At 72.5% G+C, this 23,533-nt stretch carries 25 protein-coding genes; 14 read left to right on the plus strand and 11 right to left on the minus strand.

Annotated elements, in window-relative coordinates; all coding sequences use genetic code 11:
- Window positions 1-298 precede the first annotated feature (298 nt).
- Both ACFVFQ_RS10795 and ACFVFQ_RS10800 read right to left on the minus strand, forming a co-directional pair.
- Entirely contained in the window at window positions 299-979 is a 681-nt protein-coding gene (locus ACFVFQ_RS10795; protein WP_383412184.1) for a hypothetical protein, read from the minus strand.
- Between the two features lie 481 nt (window positions 980-1,460).
- Window positions 1,461-2,360 (minus strand): LysR family transcriptional regulator, encoded by a 900-nt coding sequence (locus tag ACFVFQ_RS10800; RefSeq protein ID WP_383412187.1) that lies wholly within the window; start codon window positions 2,358-2,360, stop codon window positions 1,461-1,463.
- 94 nt (window positions 2,361-2,454) lie between these two features.
- Between ACFVFQ_RS10800 and ACFVFQ_RS10805 the strand changes: the two genes are divergently transcribed.
- Window positions 2,455-3,186, plus strand: a complete 732-nt coding sequence (locus ACFVFQ_RS10805) for a hypothetical protein (protein WP_383412190.1) — start codon at window positions 2,455-2,457, stop codon at window positions 3,184-3,186.
- Between the two features lie 52 nt (window positions 3,187-3,238).
- On the opposite strand, the gene ACFVFQ_RS10810 is transcribed toward ACFVFQ_RS10805, so the two are convergent.
- Entirely contained in the window at window positions 3,239-3,601 is a 363-nt protein-coding gene (locus ACFVFQ_RS10810; protein ID WP_383412193.1) for a 5-carboxymethyl-2-hydroxymuconate Delta-isomerase, read from the minus strand.
- Window positions 3,602-3,805: 204 nt separating this feature from the next.
- Here ACFVFQ_RS10810 and ACFVFQ_RS10815 point away from each other — a divergent pair, with 204 nt between their 5' ends.
- Both ACFVFQ_RS10815 and ACFVFQ_RS10820 read left to right on the plus strand, forming a co-directional pair.
- Window positions 3,806-3,961: a hypothetical protein gene (locus ACFVFQ_RS10815; protein ID WP_383412196.1), complete on the plus strand. Its 156-nt coding sequence runs from the start codon at window positions 3,806-3,808 to the stop codon at window positions 3,959-3,961.
- 173 nt (window positions 3,962-4,134) lie between these two features.
- A complete protein-coding gene (locus tag ACFVFQ_RS10820) occupies window positions 4,135-5,790 on the plus strand; it encodes a hypothetical protein (protein ID WP_383412199.1) in 1,656 nt (551 codons plus the stop codon).
- Window positions 5,791-5,875: 85 nt separating this feature from the next.
- Here ACFVFQ_RS10820 and ACFVFQ_RS10825 read toward each other — a convergent pair whose 3' ends face one another.
- The 4 genes from ACFVFQ_RS10825 to ACFVFQ_RS10840 all read right to left on the minus strand — a co-directional run bounded on the left by ACFVFQ_RS10825 (window position 5,876) and on the right by ACFVFQ_RS10840 (window position 9,801).
- Complete coding sequence (locus tag ACFVFQ_RS10825) at window positions 5,876-6,439, minus strand: hypothetical protein (protein WP_383412203.1); 564 nt, start codon at window positions 6,437-6,439, stop codon at window positions 5,876-5,878.
- A gap of 183 nt (window positions 6,440-6,622) precedes the next feature.
- Window positions 6,623-7,006 (minus strand): hypothetical protein, encoded by a 384-nt coding sequence (locus ACFVFQ_RS10830; protein ID WP_383412206.1) that lies wholly within the window; start codon window positions 7,004-7,006, stop codon window positions 6,623-6,625.
- Window positions 7,007-7,116: 110 nt separating this feature from the next.
- Window positions 7,117-8,862, minus strand: coding sequence for a zinc ribbon domain-containing protein (locus ACFVFQ_RS10835; protein ID WP_383412214.1), 1,746 nt, complete (start codon window positions 8,860-8,862; stop codon window positions 7,117-7,119).
- 219 nt (window positions 8,863-9,081) lie between these two features.
- Entirely contained in the window at window positions 9,082-9,801 is a 720-nt protein-coding gene (locus ACFVFQ_RS10840; protein ID WP_383412217.1) for a class II aldolase/adducin family protein, read from the minus strand.
- A 124-nt stretch (window positions 9,802-9,925) separates the two neighbouring features.
- On the opposite strand from ACFVFQ_RS10840, the gene ACFVFQ_RS10845 reads away from it, so the two are divergent.
- The 9 genes from ACFVFQ_RS10845 to ACFVFQ_RS10885 all read left to right on the plus strand — a co-directional run bounded on the left by ACFVFQ_RS10845 (window position 9,926) and on the right by ACFVFQ_RS10885 (window position 19,220).
- Entirely contained in the window at window positions 9,926-10,534 is a 609-nt protein-coding gene (locus ACFVFQ_RS10845) for a TetR/AcrR family transcriptional regulator (protein WP_383412220.1), read from the plus strand.
- Window positions 10,535-10,736: 202 nt separating this feature from the next.
- Complete coding sequence (locus tag ACFVFQ_RS10850; protein ID WP_383412222.1) at window positions 10,737-11,312, plus strand: helix-turn-helix domain-containing protein; 576 nt, start codon at window positions 10,737-10,739, stop codon at window positions 11,310-11,312.
- Between the two features lie 130 nt (window positions 11,313-11,442).
- Window positions 11,443-12,678 carry an NAD(P)/FAD-dependent oxidoreductase gene (locus ACFVFQ_RS10855; protein ID WP_383412225.1) on the plus strand — a complete coding sequence of 412 codons (1,236 nt, stop codon included), beginning with the start codon at window positions 11,443-11,445 and terminating at the stop codon, window positions 12,676-12,678.
- Entirely contained in the window at window positions 12,675-13,010 is a 336-nt protein-coding gene (locus tag ACFVFQ_RS10860) for a (2Fe-2S)-binding protein (protein ID WP_383412228.1), read from the plus strand. The genes ACFVFQ_RS10855 and ACFVFQ_RS10860 overlap by 4 nt, the downstream gene beginning before the upstream one ends.
- On the plus strand, window positions 13,007-14,659 hold the full coding sequence (locus tag ACFVFQ_RS10865; RefSeq protein WP_383412231.1) for an FAD-dependent oxidoreductase: 1,653 nt from the start codon (window positions 13,007-13,009) through the stop codon (window positions 14,657-14,659). Before ACFVFQ_RS10860 ends, ACFVFQ_RS10865 begins: the two co-directional genes overlap by 4 nt.
- Complete coding sequence (locus tag ACFVFQ_RS10870; RefSeq protein ID WP_383412234.1) at window positions 14,659-15,591, plus strand: dihydrodipicolinate synthase family protein; 933 nt, start codon at window positions 14,659-14,661, stop codon at window positions 15,589-15,591. Before ACFVFQ_RS10865 ends, ACFVFQ_RS10870 begins: the two co-directional genes overlap by 1 nt.
- Window positions 15,591-16,625, plus strand: coding sequence for a proline racemase family protein (locus tag ACFVFQ_RS10875; protein ID WP_383412237.1), 1,035 nt, complete (start codon window positions 15,591-15,593; stop codon window positions 16,623-16,625). The genes ACFVFQ_RS10870 and ACFVFQ_RS10875 overlap by 1 nt, the downstream gene beginning before the upstream one ends.
- 84 nt (window positions 16,626-16,709) lie before the next feature.
- Entirely contained in the window at window positions 16,710-18,176 is a 1,467-nt protein-coding gene (locus ACFVFQ_RS10880; protein WP_383412240.1) for an amino acid permease, read from the plus strand.
- 303 nt (window positions 18,177-18,479) lie between these two features.
- Complete coding sequence (locus tag ACFVFQ_RS10885) at window positions 18,480-19,220, plus strand: L,D-transpeptidase family protein (RefSeq protein ID WP_383412243.1); 741 nt, start codon at window positions 18,480-18,482, stop codon at window positions 19,218-19,220.
- Window positions 19,221-19,310: 90 nt separating this feature from the next.
- Here the strand turns inward: ACFVFQ_RS10885 and ACFVFQ_RS10890 are convergent, their stop codons facing one another.
- Window positions 19,311-19,814, minus strand: coding sequence for a hypothetical protein (locus ACFVFQ_RS10890; RefSeq protein ID WP_383412245.1), 504 nt, complete (start codon window positions 19,812-19,814; stop codon window positions 19,311-19,313).
- A gap of 214 nt (window positions 19,815-20,028) precedes the next feature.
- Here ACFVFQ_RS10890 and ACFVFQ_RS10895 point away from each other — a divergent pair, with 214 nt between their 5' ends.
- Window positions 20,029-20,841: an SDR family oxidoreductase gene (locus tag ACFVFQ_RS10895; RefSeq protein ID WP_383412248.1), complete on the plus strand. Its 813-nt coding sequence runs from the start codon at window positions 20,029-20,031 to the stop codon at window positions 20,839-20,841.
- Window positions 20,842-20,851: 10 nt separating this feature from the next.
- Complete coding sequence (locus ACFVFQ_RS10900) at window positions 20,852-21,355, plus strand: metallophosphoesterase family protein (RefSeq protein ID WP_383412371.1); 504 nt, start codon at window positions 20,852-20,854, stop codon at window positions 21,353-21,355.
- 36 nt (window positions 21,356-21,391) lie between these two features.
- Here ACFVFQ_RS10900 and ACFVFQ_RS10905 read toward each other — a convergent pair whose 3' ends face one another.
- From ACFVFQ_RS10905 to ACFVFQ_RS10915, 3 genes are all read right to left on the minus strand, one after another.
- Entirely contained in the window at window positions 21,392-21,901 is a 510-nt protein-coding gene (locus ACFVFQ_RS10905; RefSeq protein ID WP_383412250.1) for a DUF664 domain-containing protein, read from the minus strand.
- 179 nt (window positions 21,902-22,080) lie between these two features.
- Window positions 22,081-22,551 carry a hypothetical protein gene (locus ACFVFQ_RS10910; protein ID WP_383412253.1) on the minus strand — a complete coding sequence of 157 codons (471 nt, stop codon included), beginning with the start codon at window positions 22,549-22,551 and terminating at the stop codon, window positions 22,081-22,083.
- A 200-nt stretch (window positions 22,552-22,751) separates the two neighbouring features.
- A complete protein-coding gene (locus ACFVFQ_RS10915) occupies window positions 22,752-23,519 on the minus strand; it encodes a class I SAM-dependent methyltransferase (RefSeq protein ID WP_383412256.1) in 768 nt (255 codons plus the stop codon).
- Window positions 23,520-23,533: the final 14 nt, after the last annotated feature.

The raw sequence follows: 23,533 nt of genomic DNA on the forward strand, positions 1-23,533 counted from the left end.
ACCCCCCCACCGCCCCCCCGTGGGCCCCGGCCCGGCTCACGCCCCCCGCCGGGCGGCCTGTGCTCTCCCTGTCCCTCTTAACCCCCCCCCCAACCCCCCCCACGCCGGTGGTGACTGCACGACCGTCCATCGTGCCGGACGGACCCTAGCGCTGTCGGCACGCCGGTCGTGCCATGTGGGCGGCCTGCGCTGCGCCCAATCCCGTTACGTCTCAGTCCAGTTGGCCACCGCAAGGCAGCCGTGCGGGCCCGTCGAGGATCGAGGACGGGCCCGCACCCACAGCGTGTCCGGAGGTGGCTCAGGCCGCCGCGTAGGTGCCCCGTCCCGGGCGCGTGACCAGTTCCGTCTTCTTCACCGCGCGGTCCAGGGTGTTGCGCACGGACTCGATCTGGCCCGGCGTGGCCTCCCGGCCCAGCGCCGCGTTGATGTCCCGCGGACGCATCGGCGTGCCGGCGTTCTTCAGGATCTCCAGGGCGGAGTCCAACAGGCTGTTGCCGGCGTCCTTGGTCGCCGCCTGCGGATCGGCCGCGGCCCGCTTGGTGGCGGCCTTCTTCGCCTTGGGCCTGGCCGCCGCGGTCTTCTTCCCGGCGGTCTTCTTCGCCGTACGGCGCTTGGTGCGCGTCGAGGTGGCGGCGCGCGGCTGGGGGACGGAGGCAGCGCCGTCCGCCTCAACGGCCGCTTCGGGCGCGGCTTCCGGCGTCGGGTCGGCCTCGACGCTGGCCACGGCCTGGCCCTTGCCGGACTCCTCCGACGCTGCGGCGGACGGCAGTTCGCCGGTCGCTGCGGCGACGGCAGCCGGCTGCCTGTCGGTGTGCGCGTCGCCGGTCAGTACGCGCAGACCCTCCAGGGCGTTGCGGGTGGAGGTCACCCGGTGTGCCACGGCGTCGAGTTGGTTGCGCAGTGCGCGTTCCTGCTCTTCGAGCTGCGGCAGTACGCCTTCGAGATTCTGGATCGTCTGGTGGAGAACGGAGTCAGTCATGTGCTTCCTAACCTCACGGGGGAATGAGATTCCAGTCACCATACGCCCAACGACCGCAACACGGGAGAGGGGACGGCCCTGTAGCGAAGAAGTGAATGCACGGAAGGACCTGCTGTTTTGCCCGAACAAGCCGATCCTGACTGCCGGAGGTGCTCAGGGCATAGGTCCGACGCACGCCTGGGAAAGGCCGCCCCGAGTCCGATTTCCGCTGGTCGGAGGGGTGTTGGGTGCCTGAATCGGTCGCCTGGCGCGGTCGGCGTTGCGAGGTGGAGCCGCCCGCGCACCAGTTGACCTGGTCCGTAAGGGGCTCAGGCGTGCGAGGTGTACGTCCAGGGTGTGCGGTTGCCCCAGCTCAGGTGCCGACTGTGCGCCACGGCCCGCCGACGCGGTGCGTCGAGGAGCGGTGCGAGGGCGCAACGGGCGCTGCCCATCGCCTCGTTGGGCGACGCGCACCCCGCGAGAACGACCGCGGCGCGCCCCGTCACCCGCCGCCTGCTGCCTGACCGGTGATCAGGTCGGCCAACTGCCTTGCGGGGGCGGAGGGATGGACGGGGTGGACGAGTTCGGTGCGGTGTACCAGGCGCGGTTCGGCGACCGGTACGGCAGTGACACCGGGGAGCGCGGTCGCCGTCGACCAGGGCAGCGCGGCAAGACCATGGCCGGCGGCAACCAGTGCGGCGAGGCCGTGCAGATCGGTCCCGCGGTGGCGGAGCCTGGGACCGAAGCCCTCGGTGCGGCAGACGGCGCGCAACCGGTCGAGCGGAACGGCGGTGTCCGGGGCGTCGATCCAATGTGCCTGGGACAGGTTGGTCAGCCGTACGGAACGGCGCGGGGCCAGCGGATGGCCGTGCGGAAGGAGCACGGCCAGGCGCTCCTCGGCCGCCGCGAGGGTGGTGGTGGGGCCGAGGTCGGGCATCGGGAGCGGGTCACTGGGGGCGGCGGCGCCGTCGACGAGGCCGAGGTCGGCGCGTCCGGTGACCACCTCCGCCAACACCGCGTCCCGGCCGAGGACTCGAACCTCCAGGTCCAGTGCGGCACGGTCGGTGCGCAGCGCGGCGAGCGCCCGGGCCACGGCGGGGCCGAGCGCGGCAGGCGAACAGGCCAGGGCCAGCCGGGTGGGCCGGGCCTGGTGCAGGCGCGCGAGGTCGGCGCGGGCGGCGTCCAGGCGCAGCAGCAGCGCGGGGGCGTGTTCCAACAACCGCACGCCGGCCGGCGTGGGCGCCACCGGCCGCCGCTCGACCAGCCGGTTGCCCAAGTCGGCCTCCAGGGCGGCGATGTGTTGGGAGACCGCGGACTGGGTGAAGCCGAGCGCGGCGGCGGCGCCGGAGAAGGAGCGGTGGTCGAGGACCGCGACGAAGGTGCGCAACAGATGCGGGTCCATGGGGCGCAGTATTCCATGCGCATCAGCAACGCTTATCCGCCGTGCAGGAATCATCGTTGGACCTGATCCTGTCGCGCGCACCAGGATGACCTGCATGAACGACATCGCACCGAGCGCGCCCGGCGCGCGCCTCGCCCTCGTCGGCGACCGCTCCGAGGCCGTCCGCTCGCACGCCCGCATCCCCGCCCTCCTCGAAGCCCTGCGCACCCGCGACGGGTTGGACCTGGACGCCTACTGGATTCCCACCCAGGACGCGGCGGAGGACCTGACCGGCTTCGACGCGATCTGGGTCCTGCCCGGCAGCCCCTACCGCAGCGAGGCCGGCGTGCTGTCCGCGATCCGCTCGGCCCGCGAGCGCGGCATCCCCTTCCTGGGCACCTGCGGCGGTTTCCAACACGCCCTGTTGGAGTTCGCCCGCAACGTCTGCGGCCTGGAGCGCGCCGGCCACGCCGAGAACACCCCCGGCCTCGCCGACGAGGACGCGCTGGTCATCCCGTTGGCCTGCTCACTGGTCGGCCACGAGGGCACCGTGCACGTCACCACCGGCTCCCGGGCCGCCCAACTCCTCGGCGCCGACCGCACCCAGGCCCGCTACCACTGCAACTACGCCCCCAATCCACGCCACTTGGACCTGCTGCGCCGACACGGACTGACCTTCACCGGCACCGACGACTCCGGCGAGGTCCGCATCGCCGAACTACCCGACCACCCCTTCTTCCTCGCCACCCTCTTCCAACCCGAACTCCACGGCGACGGCACCCGCCCCCACCCTGTGATCACCGGCCTGGCCACGGCGGCCGTCGCGCACGCACGGCCGCGCGCCTGACGCTTGCGACGGCGGCGCCAGGCATGTCTGTCGCGTCGCGGCCGGACCGGCCTTAGCCGCGCGACGGTGCCAGGCGGTACGAGTCGGCCAGGTCGCGGACCTCCACCGACGTCACCACGTCGTGCGCGCCGTGCTCGGGCAGGTGCTTGCCGAGCAGGGCGAGCACGTCCTGCGACAGTCGGCCCTTCAGCTCGTTGGGGCGTCCCGGCAGTAGCCCCACGTCCACGTGCACGAAGGCCGGCTGCCCCGCCTCCCCGTCGCCGACGTAGGTGTCCGCGGCCGCACGGAAGAACGTCTTGCACACGCCCGCCGAGCCGGTTTCCGCCAGCACCATGGGGTGCAGTTCCCGCACGAAGGCCCGCCGGTCGAAGACGCCGGCGAGCTGTGCGGAGTAGTCGACGGTGATGTGGGGCATGGCGAAATGGACCTCTCGCGTATGTGTGCTCTATGCAGCCATCTTCCTCCACGGTGCCGGGCGCGGGATGGGGAGCCCGGCCGCCGGCTCCACGGGGCGGGGTGCTACGCGGCCGCCGGACGATCGTGCCGAGGGAGGCCCGTTCCGCGGCGACGGGCTGGCCGCTCGCCGGTACCCGTACCCCCGCCCACTACGCTGTAGCGGGTGAATGCCTCAACTAACCATTACCGGCTCGTCGCAGAGACACCCACCGTCGAGACCTACCTCCGGCTGCGGGTCGCCTCGGGGCTGAGCGTCAAGACCCCCGAGGCGGCCCGCGTCGGTCGGGATGGCCCGCTTCCTGTGATCGAGGTGGCGTGACTGCCGTGATCGGGAGGGCGCGCGCCCTCTGAACTGCCGGTCGCGGACGCCAAGAAGGGGCGCAAGGCGGGACTTTCGGGTGATGCGGTACGGAAATGTCCGATGCGCCCCGACCCGGCAAAGAACCGACAGCCGACCCGTCGTCCGGGCCCCCGCATGAGTAGGGTGCATCCATGCAGACCAGCGGGGAGGAACAGCGCGGCCATGTGCTGCTGATCGCGGGGGCCAGGGCCACGCACCGACGCACTGTCCAGGTCATACCCAGCGCCAACCTGGCGGCGCTGACCGCCGTTCCCGTGTCCGTGCTGCTCGGCAGCACCCTGCCGGCCGACCTCGTCCACCTCGACGGCGCGCGCGATCAGAACACCCTGCTCATCAGGTTGCGGACCGCCGCCGCGGCGTCCGGCCCCCTCCTCATCTACCTCGCCGGCCAGTTGACCGTCGACCGCAAGCACCACCGGCTCCACCTCGCCTCCGCCGGCACGACGGCCGCCACCACGCGCTACACCGCCCTCCCCTGGGAGTGGCTGCGCAACGAGCTGCGCCAGCGCCGCGCCCCCACCACCGTGCTGCTCGACACGGCCGCCGACAAGGGCGCCTGGGCGGTGCTCAAGGAGCGCGGCGGGCTGCCCGAGATCAACGCCGAGGTGTACGGCGTCGTCACCCCGCCCGGCCTCGCCGGCACGGCCGACGGCATCAGCGTCTACACCCAGCATCTGATCGACGTGCTGCGCAACGAGCCCGAACGCCCCCAGAACGCCCGGCTGCACGCGCTCACCGTGGCCGCCGCCGCGATACCGCCCGGCACTCTCGTCCTGCCCAACACCCCGCAACTCGCGCCCCCGTGTCCGTCCGGCGCCCCCGCGAAGACCCGCCCGAAGGCACCGATCAAGCGACTGCTGTCCGGCGACCGCGCCGCCCTCCGCCGCCGGGAACCCGCGCCCGCCCCGCCGGCCCTCGACCACTTCCCGCCACTTCCCGCGACCCCGGGCTACGGGGCGGGCCAACCCGCGTACGACCCACAGCAGTTGCCGCCGCAGCAGCCGGCCGCGCCGAGCCCGTTCCCCACCCAGACGCCGCCGCCGACGCCGCTCCCGCCGACGTCCACGCCCCACCCCACGCCCGCCGCCGGCCCGGTCTACACCCCCACCCCCCTGGAGGCCGGCGCACCCCCGGCGGCCCCGCAGCACCAAGACCCCGCTCCGAACCCGTACCAGACCCCGGCGCCGCACCAGCCAACCCCCGTACCCCGCCCGGAACTTCCGTACCACCCCACGGCCACCCCGCCCACACCCCCGGAAGCGGAACCGACACCGACGCCGACGCCGGCCACCCCACCAACATCACCCGCGCCAGACCCCGCTCCCGCGCCTGCCACCGCGAGCGCCCCCGACCCCCGGCCGCTCATCTGGCAGGCCGCCCAGGCCGGCCGCCACGACCAGGCCGCCGACATGGCCGCGTCCTGGGAACAACAGGCCCTCCAGCGCTACGGGTACAACTCGCCACAGGCCACGCAATGGGCCGAGATCCGGGCCGACCTCGCCCGTATCGCGGGGCGTTGGCCACTCGCCACCCAGCTGTGGGTGGCGGCCGCCCGCACCCGGCTGGCCCATCAGCCGCCGGACACCGCCGAGGTCCTCAACGCGGCCCGCGGCGCGCACTATTGCTGGAACCAGATCACCGACACCGACCAGGCGATCGAGACCGGCCCCGAGCTGATCAACCTGCTCCGCCAACTGCCCGCGCTCGACCCCCGCCACGTCTACACGGCTCAGACCCGCCTCCAGTACCTCCACCAGCCACCGGCCGGACGCGAGGAGCGGGGCTGAGCGCTCGCCCGCAGGGACGACAGCGCGGAACGGGGCGGGCGGGGAGGCAACAGGACTACGGTGATGGGTGGTTGGCCGACCGCCGTCACTGTCCGCCGGTCAGATGGGCGTCGACGATGGCGCCGTCGGAAACGGTATACGTCCCCGAATAGACCTTCACCGAGCCGTCGTTCTGGAGTGCACGTACCACCGCACTGACCTCTCCGGCGCTCGTACTGTCGCTCGTGCTGTTGCTCGTACGGTCGACGGCGCTCACGGTGATCTGGCGGGTGGTGCCGTAGCCCGCGACCCAGTCGCTGTAGGTGGCGCCGCCGATGTTCTTGCCGCCGAGCTCCCAAGCCGCGGCGAAATCACGGGAGTTGATCTCCTCGTAGAACCTTTCGACGATCCCGCTGGGGGTGTCGGCGGAGGGTGAGGGTGCGGGCGGGGGCGAGGGTGACGAGGAGAGGGAAGGGGCGCCCGGGGTGCTGTACGGGGTGTCGGTGGGGGTCGGGTCGAGACCGGGGGCGCCGGGCGGTGCGGTGCTCGGCGAGGGGTATGTGGGGGCAGGGGAGGGGCGGTCGGAGCCGGATCGGAGGATGAGGAATTCGACGCCGCCACCGACGAGGAACAGGGCCAACAGCAGCCACGGGAGCCACCGGGGGAGCATCGTCGATCCGACCCGGATATAGCCGGGCGCGGGGGATCGGGTGGGGTGTTGGGCGGTGCCCCCTGTCGCATGGGCGCCCCAGGTGCCGCTTGCGCCCCGCGTCCGCGGCGTGCCGCAGCGAGGGCAGGCGGACGCCGCGCCGGCGGGGTAGGGGGCGCCGCAGTGGATGCAGGACGGCATGGTCTACAGCCCGTGGATCGCTTGCTCGATCGTCACCGCCAACGAGGCCAGGGCGGTGAACCGCGGTACGGCATCCACCAGCGACCTGGCGAAGAACTTCAGCTTGCCCCGGCGCGGCGCTTCCGAGGCGAGTTCCTCGCGGGCGTCCTGCGCGGCCTCGACCAGATCGTCGCGCTCCGGGTGGTCGGACTCCCTTAGCTGGTCGATGAGTTGGGCCAGGAGCTCGCCGATCTCCTGCGGCGACCGCGCCCGTCCGTCGCCGCCGCCATCCGACCCCGTACTGACGTGATGGACCTCGGCCTTGGAGTTCTCGCCGCTGGCGACGGCGTTCCCCACGACGTTCGCGCCGCCACCGGCAACGATTCCACCGTTGTTCTTCCGCTGCATGTCTCTGCCGTCTCCCTGCCCTCGCGCGGACGCCTCACCTACGAAACTGCCTGGCGCGGACCGGCCGTTTAGGCGGGCCGGCTCCGCTCGCTTCCCTCAGCCCGTCGCCCTCAGTCCGTCACCATCGAGAACGTCTTCTTGAGCATGTCGATCGAGATCCGGGACTTCTCACCGGAGGCGACGGCGTTCGACTCCACCTTCGCGCCCTCGGTCGCGATGATCCCGTTGTTCACGATGACCTCCTGACGCTGAATCAACTCGCTGACGTCGATGTCCCGCGCCTCGGCGAACTCCACCAGCGCGTCCAGGACCCGCTTTTCCACCGTCTTCAACACCATGCCGTTGTCGGCCTTTTGGAAGTAGCGGCGGTACTGGCCGGCCGACGCCTTCTGGCGCACGCTCTGCCGCGCCCCGTAGTCGAACCTGCGCAGCCGCGTGATCAGCTTGTCCTGTTGCTTGACGCGCCACCGCATCCCGTAGTCGGGGAAGAACCCCACGACCGCGCGGAACACCGAGGGGACCAGGAGGAAGGGGGCGCGGACCATTGTCTGGCTGATCAGGTTGGTCAGTTCGGCCACGGTCGGGCGGGGCATCAGGGTGTCGATCAGGCGGTAGCGGTCGTGCAGCGGGCCCAGCACGGTCTGCACGGCCTCGACGGAGAGGTTGGTCTCCGAACGGAAGAAGCGGAGGAAGAGCGAGGTCACCAACTCGCCGCGCCAGCCGGTGGAATGGATGATCAGATACGGCCGGGCACCCTCTTCCGGGTTGCGCTTCAGGTCGGCCATGAGGCGCGGGGAGACGCGGGCGACGGGGCGGCCGAGCGGGTTCGGGAGGAACCGCTTGTCCTCAAGGACGGCGAGGCCGTCGACGAACACCCGCTCCTCGATCTCCAGGCACGGCAGGGCCAGCGTGCCGACCCGGTTGGCGATGTGGTCGTAGAGGTCCGTCACGTCGAAGTTCTGTGGGGCGGCGCCCGGGCGGCTGGAGGTGGTGACGTCGAACGACAGGGACCAGGAGTCGAGTTCGGACCCGTAGCCGAGGAAGGGCGCGTAGCCGCTGTATGTGGTGACGTTCCCGGTGGCGTAGCCGTCGATCTGGCCGAGGCGGGCGGCGACGCTGGGGTTGACGGGCTGCGGGGCCGCCTGGGGATCGAACCGGTCCGGGCGGAGGTTTTGGAGGAACCGGCCGTAGCGGGTGGACAGTTCGAAGGCGAGCGCCGTCATCCAGGCGAGGAAGAGCACCAGCAGGATCACGACGGGCCGGGCGGCCACCAGGGCGAACAGGAGCAGGCCGGCCAGTACGAGGTCCCGGCTGTGCCGGCGCGCATCGGCGAGATAGGCGTGCCGGAGCACGACGTTGAGGTCGCAGGCGGGGGCGGCCGCCACGCCCAGATGGGGTTCCGCGGCGATCTCCTTGATGAGCGCCCTGGCGAACGCGCGGTCCAGGTAACTGGCGGCGCACAGATACCGGGTCAGATCCTTGCTGTTGCCCCAACGCGGCCCGGTGGCGCGGCGGTCGGCGGGACTGGTGGTGGCGGCGGTCTTCTGCCACAGGGGCTTGGTACCACTGCTTCCGGCGCCGCCGGCCTGCTGCCAGGTGGACTTGGCGGGGGTGGCGGACGACGCGGCCGAACGGGCGGCGGGGCGGCGCTGCGGGGCGGGACTCGTGGAGCCTGGGCTCGGACTGGCGGCCTGCTGCCAGGTGGACTTGGCCAGCGACGGCGGTGACTGTGGGGGAGGGGACGAGGAGGGTGCGCCGGGCGGCGACGAACCCACGGCCGTCCCGCAGTCGGCGCAGTACGCCGCACCGGGTGGATTGTCCCGGCCGCATCCGGAGCACGCACTCGAACTCGTCATCGCTCCCCCGTACATGAGAAGAACCCACGTCTCTCCAGTGCACCACAGCGGCGCGCCAAGGGGAGCGTTCCCGGGGCGCTTTGACGCGGGACCGTTACATGTCAGTGGGCGGTCGGGACGCGCCGCGCATGCGCCGGTCGAGCGGCACACATCCGGCCGTTGCGGCGAATCCGCATGTGGGGGACGGTTTCGAGGCCCGCAATGCGGACCCAGCGCCGTTCACGGGCAGGACTCGAACTCAACTTCGCTGGGGTGCAGGGAAGTTGAGTGGCCGGAGTGGCCCCCGGAAAGCCGGGTCATTCGGCAGAGATCCTCGACGCGCGCCAGTCGTGCCCGGGCAGCCTCCAGGTCCCTGCCCCAGGCCAACACCCCGTACCCGGCGATGAGCAGGGCGGGCGGGGCGTCCTTGGCATGTCTGGCGAGGTGGTTCGCCACGACCTCGGCGGTGTGCGGCACGTCGGGCCAGGTGGCGACGACGGGAAGGGTGGCCGGGGCGGCCGAGTCGAGGTCGTCATCGGTCCCCGGTTCGCTGGCCGTCTCCGTCTTCAACTCCGGTGCATCGAGGGCCGCTTGGTCGATCTCGCCGGCCGCCCGTGCCGCCGTCGCCAACTCGGTGGCGTGCGGCGGCGTGGCCTGGATGATCGCCCCGCAGTCAGGCAGCCAACGGTAGAGGGCCAGGTGGAGGCAGGCGTCGGCCGGCGGCCACTCGACCTCACCCAGCAGGGGAAGCCCCTCGCCGGGCTCGACCAGGACGATGTCGTCGCGGGTCAGCGTGGACCGGTCCACGCCGTCGACGGTGAGCAGAACGGCCTCGCCGCTCCGCGCCGAGAGGTGCCCCGAGCTGCCCGGCAGCCAGCCGCGGCGATGGAGATCGCGACCGGCAGCGGCGAGGTTCCCCCGCAGCAACTCGCCGCCCGCGCCGATGATTACAGGCTCCACGGAGGACCTCCTTCTACGGAAAACGACATGAAGGGAGCCACGGTCCGACTCCGCTCAAACCCCACGAGTATACTTACCGGTATAGCTACTGACGTAACCATACCGCTCGGTGTACCGTCAACGCATGACTGGCGACAGTGGGACGACTGGCCGAGGTGGGAAACAGCACGGGATACCGCACCTGACCCCAGCCGGCCTGCGGATTCTCGACACCGCCTCAAGGCTCTTCTACGAGCGGGGAATCCGCGCCATCGGCGTGGAGGCGATCGCCGAGGAGGCGGGGGTCACCAAGAAGACCCTCTACGACCGCTTCGGTTCGAAGGACGACCTGATCCTGGCCTATCTCCGTGCCCGGGACGAGCTGTGGCGCACCATGCTCGTGCGGTACGTCGAGGAGCGGGGCGGGTCCCCGAAGGACAGGCTGCTGGCCACCTTCGCCGCCCTGCGTGACTGGATGCGCGAGCGCAACCCGCGTGGCTGCGCCTTCGTCAACGCCCATGTCGAGCTGCCGGCCGACCACCCCGGACAGAGCGTCGCGCGCGAGCAAAAAGCCTGGCAGATGGGGTACTTGGCGGATCTCGCCACCGAGGCCGGCGCCGCCGACCCGAAGGCCCTGGCCAGTCAGCTGCTCATCCTGCACGAGGGCGCCTGCATCGCGAACTCCATGCAGTCGGTCGAAGTGGCGGCGGAGCGCGCCCAGGCCATGGCCGCGATCCTCATCGACAACTCCTGATCGACGAGTCCGCGTACGTTATAACGAACGAACGGGTGGATGGGGTGACGGGCGGGTCGGCGGGCGAGGGAGAGAAGGGGAGGGGACGGGTGTGAATGCTTCCGGGAAGTCGCGGAGTTCCACGGGGAGTTGCGCAGGGGACAACTCCGAGAGCGCTGAGGGGGCCAGGAGGTCCGAGCGGCCCGAGGGGTCGATCAGGGGGATGTTGGCGGCGAACCTGCGGCGGTTGAGGACCCGTCAGGGATTGTCGCTGTCCGAGCTCTCTCGGCGGTCGAAGATCGGCAAGGCGACGCTTTCGCAGTTGGAGTCCGGCACGGGAAACCCCACCATCGAGACGGTGTTCAGCCTTTCGCGGGTTCTGGAGGTGCCCATCTCGGACCTGCTGGACGCCCGCCCCGCCGGCGGTTTGACGGTGGTGCGGGCCGCGGAGGTCGAGGTGTTGAGTGGTGAGGGCGTCGACCTGAGGCCGCTGCGGCGGATCGAGTCGGGCGACGCCGTCTTCGAGGTCTACGACCAGCGGGTCAGGGCCGGGCGCCGGCAGGACTCGCTCGGTCATGTCGGTGCCGAGCACACCGTCGTCCAGGCGGGCCGGCTCGGCGTGCGGGTGGACGGGCGCGAGGTGGAGCTCGGACCGGGAGATTACGTGGGCTTCGACGCGACGCTCCCGCACAGCTACACGGCGCTCGCGGGCCCCGTGCACTCCGTGTTGCTGTTGCAGTACCGGGCTGACCAGCGGCTGCACCTCTCGGATACGGCGCTCGGCTGTCGTGACCGTTGACACACCCTCCGTAGCGCCATAACCTCCCCACCGTTCACCGTTCGTTCTACCGAACGGAGTGGGTTCGATGAGCAGGACGCACGGAACGCACGGTACGCAGACTACGTACGGAACGCAGGTTACGCACGGAGTGCGCGGCGCACGGGTGGTGGTGCTCGGGGCCGGCATCATCGGTGCCGCGTGTGCCCGGGAGTTGGCCCTGGCCGGGCTCGACGTCCTCGTCGTCGACCGTGGCGGCGCGGCCGCGGCCACCACCGCACACGGCGAGGGGAACATCCTCCTCTCCGACAAAGAGCCGGGCCCCGAACTGGAGTTGGCCCAGCTGTCCCGGAGACTCTGGCCCGAGGCGCTCACCGACATCGCCAACCGCCGCCCGCACGCGGCCCGTTCGGCGGAGTGGGACCCCAAGGGCGGCATCGTCATCGCCACCACCGACGCCGGAGCCCGGGAACTGTCCCGCTTCGCGGCCGCCCAACGCGCCGCCGGCGTGCGCACCGAACCCCTCGACGCCCAGGCGCTCGCCGAGGCCGAACCGTTCGCCACCCGCGACCACACCGCGGCACTGCACTACCCCGACGACGCCCAGGTCCAACCGGCCGCCGCAGCCGCCGCGTTGCTCACCGACGCGCTCGACGCGGGCGCGCGGCTGCGGACGGGATGCGAGGTGCTCGGAGCCGTCACCCGCGGCGATGCGTTCACCGGCACACTCACGGGCGTACGCACCTCCACCGGTCCGATCGAGGCGGACCTGTTCGTCAACGCGGCCGGCCCGTGGTCCGGTGAGCTGTCCGCCCGCCTGGGCGCACCGGTGGACGTCCGCCCCCGGCGCGGCGACGTGCTGGTCACCACGCCGCTGCCGCCCATGGTCTTCCACAAGGTCTACGACGCCGACTACGTGGGCGCGGTCGGCAGCAGTGCCGAGGAGCTGCAGACCTCGGCGGTGGTGGAGGCCACCCGCGCCGGCAGCGTTCTGTTGGGTTCCTCGCGCCGCCGCGTCGGCTTCGACGACCGGCTGCGCCCCGAGGTGCTGTCGGCCATCGCCGCCAAGGCGCTGCGCCTGTTCCCGTGCCTGGCCGACGTTCCGGTGATGCGTGCGTACGGCGGCTTCCGCCCGTACGTCCCCGACCACCTGCCGGTCATCGGCGCGGACCCGCGACTGGCCGGACTGTGGCACGCCGGTGGCCACGAGGGCGCCGGGATCGGACTGTCGCTGGGCACGGCGCGACTACTGCGGAATCTGATCTTGGGTCAGCCGACGGAGATTGACGCCGTGCCGTTCCGGGTGGACCGGCCGGCCGTACTGGGCGCGGAACGCCACCCGGGGCAAGCGGCGGCGCGCCGAAACGGCGAGGAGGGGGCGGAATGAGCCCGAGGCGTATCCCGGTGCACGCGGACGCCGTTGGCCGGCGGGAGGTGCCGCTGCGGATCACCGTGGACGACGAGCTCCTGGACGGTATTGCCGGCCAGACCATCGCGGGGGTGCTGCTCGCGGCCGGCCGACTGGCCTGGCGCCGGGGGCCGTCGGGCGCCCCGCGCGGGGTGTTCTGCGGCATCGGCGTCTGCTTCGACTGCCTGGTGACCGTGGGCGACGAGCGTGATGTGCGCGCCTGCCGCCGCCGCGCCCGGGACGGGGATGTGATCACCACTCAGCGCAGGGCGGCCGAGGGAGCCAATTTCCCTGCAACGGACGGAGGATGACGTTGCGTCGGGTCGATGTGGTCGTTGTGGGGGCGGGGCCCGCCGGGCTGGCGGCGGCGGAGGCGGCGTTGCGGGCCGGAGGTCGGGTGACGTTGGTCGACTCGGCGGAGAACCCCGGCGGGCAGTACCACCGGATGCTCCCCGATGCCTATGCCGCCGCCCGTCCCGATCAACTCCAGCACGGTTGGCGGGCGTTCGACCGTCTACGGCGACGGGTGCTGGAACACCCGCGGTGCGCCTGGTGCCCGGAAACCGTGGTGTGGGCACTGGAGCGCCGGGACCGGACAGGGGAGCCAGTGCCGCCGCGCGTGCACCTGCTCTCCGGTCCGGCCGACGGCGGCGGGCGCGCCCGGCGCGTGGTCGACCCCGACGCGCTGGTGCTGGCCGTCGGCGCCCACGATCGCGTACTGCCGGTCCCTGGTTGGGAGTTGCCCGGAGTGTTCACGGCGGGCGCCGCACAGGCGCTGGCCAAGGGTGAGCGGGTGGTGGTGGGGGACCGGGTGGTGGTCGCCGGCGCCGGTCCGTTCCTCCTTCCGGTGGCCGCCAGCCTGCTGGCGGCCGGGGCGGGGGTCCTGGAGGTGCTGGAGGCCAACACCTCGACCACCTTGGCCCGTGGGTGGTCACGGCGCGCCTGGGAGCTGGCCGCGCAGATCGCCAAGGCCGGCGAACTCCTCTCGTACGTCAGCGACTTGGCCCGTCACCGGGTGCCGTACCGGTGTGGTCGGACGGTGGTCGAGGCGCGCGGTGAGGGGCGGGTGGAGGAGGTGGTCACCGCGCGGTTGCGGGCGGACTGGTCGGTGGTGCCGGGCAGCGAGCGCAGCACGGCGGTGGACGCGCTGTGCGTCAGCCATGGCTTCAGCCCGCAGCTGGAGCTGCCGTTGGCCGCGGGATGCGCCCTGCGGGACGTGGTGTCTGGATTTCCGACGGATACGGATACGGATACGGCTGGGGACCGGGATAGGGAGGTGGACCAGTTCGCAGCCGCAGCCGTAACCGTCGACGACGACCAACGCACCTCCGCCCCAGGGGTGTTCGCCGCGGGTGAGATCACCGGGATCGCGGGCGCGCCGGCGGCGCGGGCCGAGGGGACACTCGCGGGCTGGTTGGCGGCCGGCGGCGATCCGGGTGTGCCCGCCCTGCGCGCCGTGCGCCGCGCCCGCGACCGGGGCCGCGCGTTCGCCGCGCGGTTGGCCCGGGCGCACCCGATCGGCCCGGCCTGGTACGGGTGGTTGAGCCCGGGGACGGTCATCTGCCGGTGCGAGGAGACCGATTACGACACGCTGCGGCAGGCCGCCACCAGTCCGGCGGGCGCGGCCGCCCGGGTCACCAAGTTGGCGACCCGAGCCGGCCTCGGCCCCTGCCAGGCCCGGATCTGCGGCCCCACCGTGGCGGAGCTGACCGCCCGCCTAGGCAATGCCCCCACCGCCGACCGACCGGTAGCGGGCCTGTCTCCGGCCACCCCGCACCACCGTCCCCTCGCCCACCCCATCCGCCTCGGCGAACTGGCCGCCCCACCACAACCGCAACTCCACCACCCCTCCCAAGCGCCCCCAACCCGCACCCAAAGCCCCACCACACCTCCCACCGCAACCCGCACGGAAACGCCCACCGAAACTCCCACCGAAACGCCCACCAAGGAGAGCGAGTGATGAGCACAGGCACCCAACAGCCCCGTGGCCTCGGCGGAGTGATCGTTGCCACCGCGTTGCCGTATTCCGAGGACCCCGCGGCGCCCGCCGACCTGGCGGTGGACTACGACCGCTACGCCGAACACTGCCGCTGGCTGGTCGACAACGGTTGTCACGGGGTCTGCCCCAACGGCTCGTTGGGCGAGTACACGGCGTTGACCGACGAGGAGCGGCGCGCCGTGGCCCGTACCGCGATCCAGGCGGTGGGCGACGTTGGCACGGTGGTGGTGGGGGTGCACGGCGCCGGCGCCCACCAGGCCAGGCACTGGGCGGAGGCGGCCGCCGAGGACGGCGCCGACGGGCTGTTGTGCCTGCCGCCGACGATGTACCGGGCCAACCGCGGCGAGGTCCTGGCCCACTTCGAGGCGGTGGCCGCGGTCGGCCTGCCGGTGATGGTCTACAACAACCCGCATGACACCAAGGTCGATCTGACCCCGGACCTGCTCGCCGAGATCGCCGACATCGACAACATCGTGGCGGTGAAGGAGTTCTCCGGCGATGTCCGGCGGGTGTTGGAGATCAGGGAACGCGTGCCCGGCCTGGCGGTGATCGCGGGCGCCGACGATGTGGTGGTGGAGAGCCTGTTGATGGGCGCCACCGGCTGGTTCGCCGGATTCCCCAACGTCTTCCCGGCCGAGTCGGCCCGCCTGTACGAACTGGCCGTGAACGGGCGACTGGCCGAGGCCCGGGCGCTCTACGAGCCGTTGGTGGCCGCGTTCCGCTGGGACTCGCGCACCGAGTTCGTCCAGGCGATCAAGCTGGGCATGGAGCGCGTCGGCCGGTTCGGCGGGCCCTGCCGGCCCCCGCGCGGCCCGCTCACCCCGGACCAACGCGCCCAGGTCGAGGCCGACATGGCGCGCGCCATCGCCGCGCTCGCGAAGCAGGCGGGCTGATGGGCACCGCCCGGCCCGAGGGCGGTAGCGCCCCCCGCACGGTCCGTTCGATCTCCGCGGTCGACTCGCACACCGAGGGCATGCCCACCCGCGTCGTCACCGGCGGCGTCGATCCCATCCCGGGCGCCACCATGGCCGAGCGCCGCCGCTATGCGATGGCGCACCTGGACCCGCTGCGCCGCTTCCTGGTCGACGAACCCCGCGGCCACCCCGCGATGAGCGGGGCCATCCTGCAACCCCCGACCCGCCCGGACGCCGACTGGGGCGTGCTCTACATCGAGGTCAGCGGATTCCTGCCGATGTGCGGCCATGGCACCATCGGGGTCGCCACCGTGTTGGTGGAGCAGGGCCTGGTGCCGGTGACCGAGCCGGAGACCACGGTCCGCCTGGACACCCCCGCCGGGCTGGTGCAGGCCCGGGTCGCGGTGCGCGACGGCGTCGCCGAACACGTCACGCTGCGCAACGTGGACGCGTTCGCGGTCGAGCAGGACGCCACGGTGACCGTCCCGGGCCTCGGCGAGATCCGCTACGACATGGCGTACGGCGGGAACTTCTACGCCATCGTCGAACTGGCCCGGACCGGGCTGCCGTTCGACCGCTCCCGCAAGGAGGAGATCCTGGCCGCCGGTCTGGCCCTGCTGCGCGCGGTGAACGAGCAGAACCGGCCCGTGCACCCGGTCGACCCGCTCGTCACCGGCTGCAAGCACGTGCAGTTCCTCGCGCCCGGTTCCACCGCCCGCCACTCCCGCAATGCGATGGCGATCCACCCCGGTTGGTTCGACCGCTCGCCGTGCGGCACCGGCACCTCGGCGCGGATGGCGCAGCTGCACGCCCGCGGCGAACTCCCGCTGCACACCGACTTCGTCAACGAGTCCTTCATCGGCACCAGGTTCACCGGGCGGCTGGTGGGCACCGGCGAGGTGGGCGGACTCCCCGCCGTCGTACCCGAGATCACCGGCCGGGCCTGGATCACCGGCACCGCCACCTATGTGCTCGACCCCCGCGACCCGTTCCCGCACGGGCTCGTGCTCTGACGCCGTCGCACCCCGGGCGCCGGGCCGCCCACCGCACCCGTGCGCCCGGCCCCGACCGTCGCACGCACCCACCGGAGGGCTGCCATGCCCCGCTCAACTCCCGTGCCACCGCCCGGGACCACGGCCCCCACCAGGGCGCTCTTCTCCCGCGCCGGAGTCTTCCGCCGCAAGCCGGTCGACGCCTCCGAGGCGGAGACCGCGGGCGGCCTGCGCCGCACCATGGGACTGTGGCAGTTGGTCGCCCTCAGCCTCGGCGGCCTGGTCGGCGCCGGCGTGTTCTCGCTCGCCGGCGTGGTGGCCCACCAGGACGCCGGGCCGGGCGTGTTGCTCTCCTTCCTCCTCGCGATCGTCGCCAGCGCCGCGGCCGCGCTCTGCTACGCCGAATTCGCCGGCGCCATCCCCAAGGCCGGATCGGCCTACACCTACTCCTACGCCGCCCTCGGCGAGATCGTCGGCTGGATCATCGGCTGGGACCTGCTGCTGGAGTACACCGCCATCGTCGCCGTCGTGGCCATCGCGGTGTCCGGCTACTTCTCCTACCTCCTGACGCGGTTCGGCATCGACGCCCCCGCCTGGATGCTGGGCGCACCCGGCACCGGCCCGGGTCACCGGTTCGACCTCTTCGCCGCTCTGCTCTGCCTGCTGCTGGCCTTCGTCCTGTCCCGCGGAACCCAACAGTCCGCCCGCTTCGAAACCGCCCTGGTGGCCGTGAAGTTGGGCATCGTGGCCGTAGTGGTCGCCGCCGGCGCCTGCCACCTCTCCGCGGACAACTACCACCCGTTCCTGCCGTACGGGATCGGTGGCGTGTTCACCGGCGCGGCCACCGCCTTCTTCGCGGTCTACGGCTATGACGCGATGAGCGCGGCGGCGGAGGAGAGTGCCGAGGCGAAGCGGGTGCTGCCGAAAGCGATCGTCCTCTCGCTCGGCATCGCCGCCGTGATCTACCTGGCGGTCTGCGTCGTCCTGCTCGGCATGCAGAACTACCGGGACATCGACGTCCGGAGCCCGTTCTCCGGCGCGCTGGCGTCGGTGGGCCTGGCCGGGCTGGGCACGGTGGTCGCCGTCGGTGCCGTCGTCGGCATCACCACCTCCGCGTTCGCCAACATGCTGGCGGTGACCCGGGTCTGGTTCGCGATGAGCCGCGACGGGCTGCTGCCGCGCTACTTCGCCCGCAACCACCCGCGCCGACACGTCCCCACCAGGGTGATCTGGCCGGTCGGCATCGGCGCGGCCCTGATCGCCGGCCTCCTGCCGATCCGCGAGGCCGCCGACCTGACGAACATCGGCATCCTCACCGCCTTCATCGTCGTGGCGATCGCCGTGGTGGTGCTCCGCCGGACCCGCCCCGACCTGCCGCGCGCCTTCCGCACCCCATGGGTCCCCCTGGTCCCGGCCGTCGGGGTCGCCTGCTCGCTCTGGCTGATCGCCCACCTGGACCGGCTGACCTGGCTCCGCTTCGCGCTCTGGCTCGCCCTCGGCCTGGTCGTCTACGCCCTGTTCGGCTTCCGGAACTCAACGGAGCACGGCACCGGACGCGCGGGGGAGGGGTGAACCGGCGCGCCGACGAGCCAACCATCAACCCTCTAGCGGCCGTTCAAGACATTCTCGTCAGATACGCGCGCCGATCCCGTCGTATCCGCCGATCCGCAGCGCTGTCGCACATCATGGGCGGTTGCGGAGGCGCCAACTCCGCGCGGTGTGACCGATGCGACCGCCCCGCACCCACCAGCACGCGCCACTAATCACCATCAACCACAATCAACCGGCGCCGCCCCACCCGATTTTGTGGCGCATAAGGCGCTACGTCCCGCCGCCCTCCGCAACCGGCTCGCGAGGTCGGGAGTCCTACCGGATATGAAGCGACGCATACCCTTACGACTGAGCAGACCCGCGGTCGGCGCCCTCGGCCGGCGAACGGGCGCTGCGCTCGCCCTCACCTCCCTCGCCCTCCCGCTGACGGTGGCCCTGAGCTCCCCCGCCCAGGCCGCCGACCGGTCGGGCTGTTACGGACTGCGCGGCCCGTACCAGAAGCAGGCCGAGCGGTTCCTCGGACTCCGGGTCGACGGCCGGCAGTCCCCCTCCGACTGCCGCGCCATCCGCGCCTTCCAGAACAGCCACGGCATCACCCCCAACTACGGCTACGCCGGCCCCGTCACCTGGAACGTGATGGAGCTCGTGGCCAAGCAGCGGGCGGCCGGTCGCCACCCCAACAGCGCCCACAAGTGCCCCACCAACAAAGGGCGGATCGCCTGCGTCGACCTGACCCGCCAGCTCAGCTGGGTCCAGGACGGCAGCCGCCTGGTCTACGGGCCGGTGCCGGTCCGCACCGGACGCAAGGGCGGGGCGACCCGCACCGGCCTGTCGCACGTCTACTGGCGGCACCTGCACCACGTGTCGACGATCTACCACTCGGCCATGCCATACAGCCAGTTCTTCGACGGCGGCGAGGCGTTCCACGCCATCGGCGGCAGCGTCTGGTCCGCCCCGGGCTCGCACGGCTGCATCAACATGCGCCCCAACGACGCCAAGAAGTACTGGTCGTTGCTGCACTACGGCACCGCCGTGTACGTCTACGGCCACAAGGCCGGCACCTGAGCGACCCGCGGGCGTGCCGGTCCGCCCGGCACGCCCGCACGCCGGGCCAGGCCCGAGGAGCGCCCCAACCGCCCGCCGATGCCGCCGGTTTCAGCCGGCCAACAGCTTGTAGAGCGCCATCGGCGTGACGTAGCCCGGCCAGCGGCCGTCCGAGAAGAGCTGGACGCCGCCGTCTTGGTAGCACTTGTCCACGAGTTGGGAGCAGATCATGTGGTGGGTGCTGGCCACGTAGCGGCGCAGCCCCGGAACGGTCAGGTGGATGCGGTGGGTTGCGATCGCGAGGTAGTCGAGGAAGCTGTAGGGCACGCCCACGTAGTGGTCGGCCGCCGAGCAGATCCGTTCGCGCTGCTGCTCGGTGAGGCGCTTGGGGCACACGTAGCGGACGTCGGTGCCCTGGTATTCGCTGAGCGGCCGGATGCGGGCGCCGCCCGGCTCGGCCTCCAACAGCCGGTCCTCGGGCAGGACCAGGAAGGCGTGTTCGTAGTCGGCGAAGCCGTCTCCGTTGATCCACTGGCCGAAGCGGATCAACTGGCCGGTGGCACCGGATATCTGGGTGAGCCCGATGTCCCCGGGCAGGGGATGGGTGTGCTTCATGAGCGGCTCCAAGGAGCATGAGAAGCGGATGCACCAGGGTGATACCCGCTGTTGGGGCACTCGCACCGCCCCCGCCCCGAACTGCCCGGTCGCCGGCACGGGCCAACGCGCCGGCCACGCGCCTGCCGTGATGCTGCATCGGTTTCCCGGCGGGGTAGGTCTCCCGGGACCGGAACGGGGGAGAGCCACCGACGACGAGGAGCACCACGCCATCATGTCCACCGGCAGCACCGACACCCCGACGCCCGCGGACCGCGCCACCGCCCCCACCGACCGCCGCCCCTTGGCCGGCACCGTCGCGCTGGTGACCGGCGCCTCCAGCGGCATCGGCGCCGCCACCGCACACGCCCTGGCGCGCGAGGGGTGCGCCCTCGCCCTCGTCGCCCGCCGCGCCGAGCGGCTGGCCGAACTGGCCGCGACCCTCGATGCGCAGGGCACCGCCCCGACCCTCACCCTGGCCGCCGACCTCACCGACGGCGCGCAGGCCGCGCAGACGGTCCGCCGCACCGTGGAGCACTTCGGCCGCCTCGACGTCCTGGTGAACAACGCCGGCTACGGCGCCCGCGGCGCGGTGACCGACAGCGACCCCGAGGACTGGGACCGGATGGTCGACCTCAACCTCAAGGCGGTGCTGCGCATGTCGCACGCCGCGCTCCCGCACCTGCTCCGGGCCGTGGCGTCGGCGCCGCGCGGCACCGCGGACCTGGTGACCGTCAGCTCGGTCGCCGGCCGGGTGCCGCGCAAGGACAACAGCGTCTACTCCGCCACCAAGCACGCGGTGTGCAGCTTCAGCGAGGCCCTGCGCCAGGAGGTGACCGGCCGCGGCGTGCGCGTCGGACTGGTCGAACCGGGCATGACCGCCACGGAGATGACCCTCGGCAGCCAGGCGGCGGCCGCCCACGGCCTGCCGCGCGACACCTGGCTGGACGCCGAGGACATCGCCCGCGCGATCACCTTCATGGTCACCCAGCCCGCCCGGGTCGTCATCAACGAGATCACCGTCCGCCCCACCTCCCAGGAGCGCTGACCCGGTGCCGCTGCACCTGCTGCTCATCTCGGACACCCATCTGCCCCGGCGCGCCAAGGCCGTTCCGCCGCAGCTGCTCGACGCGGTGGCCTGCGCCGACGTGGTGGTGCACGCCGGTGACTGGACCGACGCCGCCACCGTGGACCTGTTCCAGGCCCGCGCCCGCCGCCTGATCGGGGTGTACGGCAACAACGACGGCCCGGCCGTGCGGGCCCGCCTGCCGGAGGTGGCCCGCGCCGAACTGGACGGGCTGCGGCTGGGCGTGGTGCACGAGACCGGCCCCGCCGAGGGCCGGGAGCGCCGTTGCGCCGAACGCTTCCCCGACCTCGACGTGTTGGTCTTCGGGCACAGTCACATCCCCTGGGACACCACGGCGGACACCGGCCTGCGGCTGCTCAACCCCGGTTCGCCGACGGACCGTCGGCGGCAGCCGCACTGCACCTACCTGACCGCGCTGATCACCGACGGCCGGCTGACCGACGTGGAGTTGCACCGCCTGCCGCCCCGGCAGTGATCGGACCCCGACCGCGGGTCCGCCCGCGGTCGGGGCTCACTTCCCCAACAGGCCCCGCACATAGGCCGCCTGGCCGGCGTGTTGGAGATCGTCCGCGACCACGCTCACCAGGCGGACGCCCAGGGTGACCGGCGGGGTCCAGCCCCGGTCGACGATCCGGTCGAGGTCCTTCACCGCGAGCGTGCGCAGGAAGCGCACCGTGCCCTCGTGCACCGCCGCGTGATACCCCGTCAGCAACTCGGCGGTCAGGCCCCGCACCTTCGCCACGTCCCGGCGGGAGTGCCCGTAGCCGGTGTCGTCCTCGGCGAACGGCAGACCGAACGCCGCGCACCACTCGTCCGCGGTCCAGACCTGCTCGGTACCGGCCGCGCCCGCGACGTGGTCGTCCTGCACCCGCGTGAGGTGCCAGACCAGCCAGGCAAGGGAGTTGCCCCGCCCGTCGGGACGGCTGCCGAGCTCCTCGGGCCCCAGCCCGTCGACCACCTCCTCGACGACCTCGCGAATCCGACCGAACGCGTCGACGAGCAGAGCGGTGCTGGCGGACATGGCGGCTCCGTACGGTGGGGGACGGACGGGGTGGGGTCGCCCATCGTCGCAAGCCGGTGCGGGGGCCGGTGCGCGGCGCACCCAGGCCCAAGGGCCGGTCCGCCGCATGGCGGACGCGTCTCGGCCGCGGCCGGTGCGGGCGCCGGACCGCGGTCCGTGCCGCGCGGCCAGGCAGCGCGTCAGGACCGGGTGGACCACACCGCGAGGGTGTCCAGCAGTGCCTGGACCGGCCGCAGGGAGCGGTCACCGGGCCCGACGACGGCCAGGATGCGGGGGAGCGGCTCCACCACGCGGACCAGGCGCCCGGCCCGGAGGTACGGGTTGGGGTCGCGCAGCGCGGCCTCCAACGCGGGCCGGGTCCAGTACGTCCGGGACAGGCCCAACGCCCAGCGGTGCTCGTCCTCGTAGGGCAGCCACCGGCCGGCGGCGTAGGCGTCCGCGAGATCGTGGGCCTGGCGGGACATCGCCTGCCAGCTGAAGTCCTCCTCGATCAGCTCGCGACGCCGGCGGCCCGGACGGTCCTCGCGGCACGGCGCGCACAGCCGCACCTGCCGCTGCGGGCCGTCCGGTGGCCGCACCGCAACGGGGGGCGCGCCGGCGGCGGGACGTCGGTAATGGCACAGGTCACAGGTGACCGCACCGGCGGTCACGGGGTCCGGATAGGAAATCACGAAGGACTCAACGACGCAGACGTGACCGGGTGGCGTGGTTCATGGGTGGCGAACTCCGGCAACGGCGAGGCGTTGTGGTGCGGCATGGGAACAAGCCTACCCAGCACGGGAGTTGGCCAACGTTGCGGCACGCAACGGTCACAAATGAACGTGCGCGCGTCGCGTTCGTACCGGACCGTTCAGTCCGCCGGCGCGCCCAGGCGCGTCGCGACCACCAGCCGCCCGCGGGGGCCCCCGTCCGCGCGCCGACCCAGTTCAGGCAATGCGCGCCACTCCACCGCGAACCCGGCCCGCGCCAGCTCCGCCCGCACCTCGGAGAGCCGGAAGCCGCGGTAGTACATCACGAACTGCGGCCGCCACAGCGCATTGCGCACCCGCATCGCCGCATCGAAACCCAACAGCGTCCAGTACGCCGGCGACCCCGGCCGGGCCGGTGCCAGCACCGGGAACACGAACCGCCCACCGGGCCGCAGCACCCCGGCCACCTGCCCGAACAGTCCCGGTCGCTCCCGCGGCAGGAAGTGCCCGAACGCCCCGAAGCTCACCACCACATCGAAGACCGGCCGAAACGGCAGCGCCCGCGCATCCGCCCGCACCCACTGCCACCGCGGCCCGCCCCCACCGCCCGCATCCGCCGCCGGCTCGCCCTCCGGTCCGCGGGCCCGCCCCACCGCCAACATCCCCGCGCTGACGTCGACGCCGGTCACCCGCTCCCGGCACACCTGCCCCAGCACCGCCATGCCCGCACCCGTACCGCAGCACAGGTCCAGCCCGTTGGCGAACGGCCCCATTCCCCGCAACTCCCGTAGCACCGGCCGCAACACCGCATCCGGCGTCCGGAACGGCGTGCGGTCGAACTTCGGCGCGAGCAGGTCGTAGCCCCGCTCCACCGACGACAGCGCCTGCACGGCGAGCTCACGCAACGTGGGACCCTCGGGAGCGAACATCGCGCCAGCATAGG

Source organism: Streptomyces sp. NPDC057743 (genome assembly GCF_042798755.1).
GTDB lineage: Bacteria > Actinomycetota > Actinomycetes > Streptomycetales > Streptomycetaceae > Streptomyces.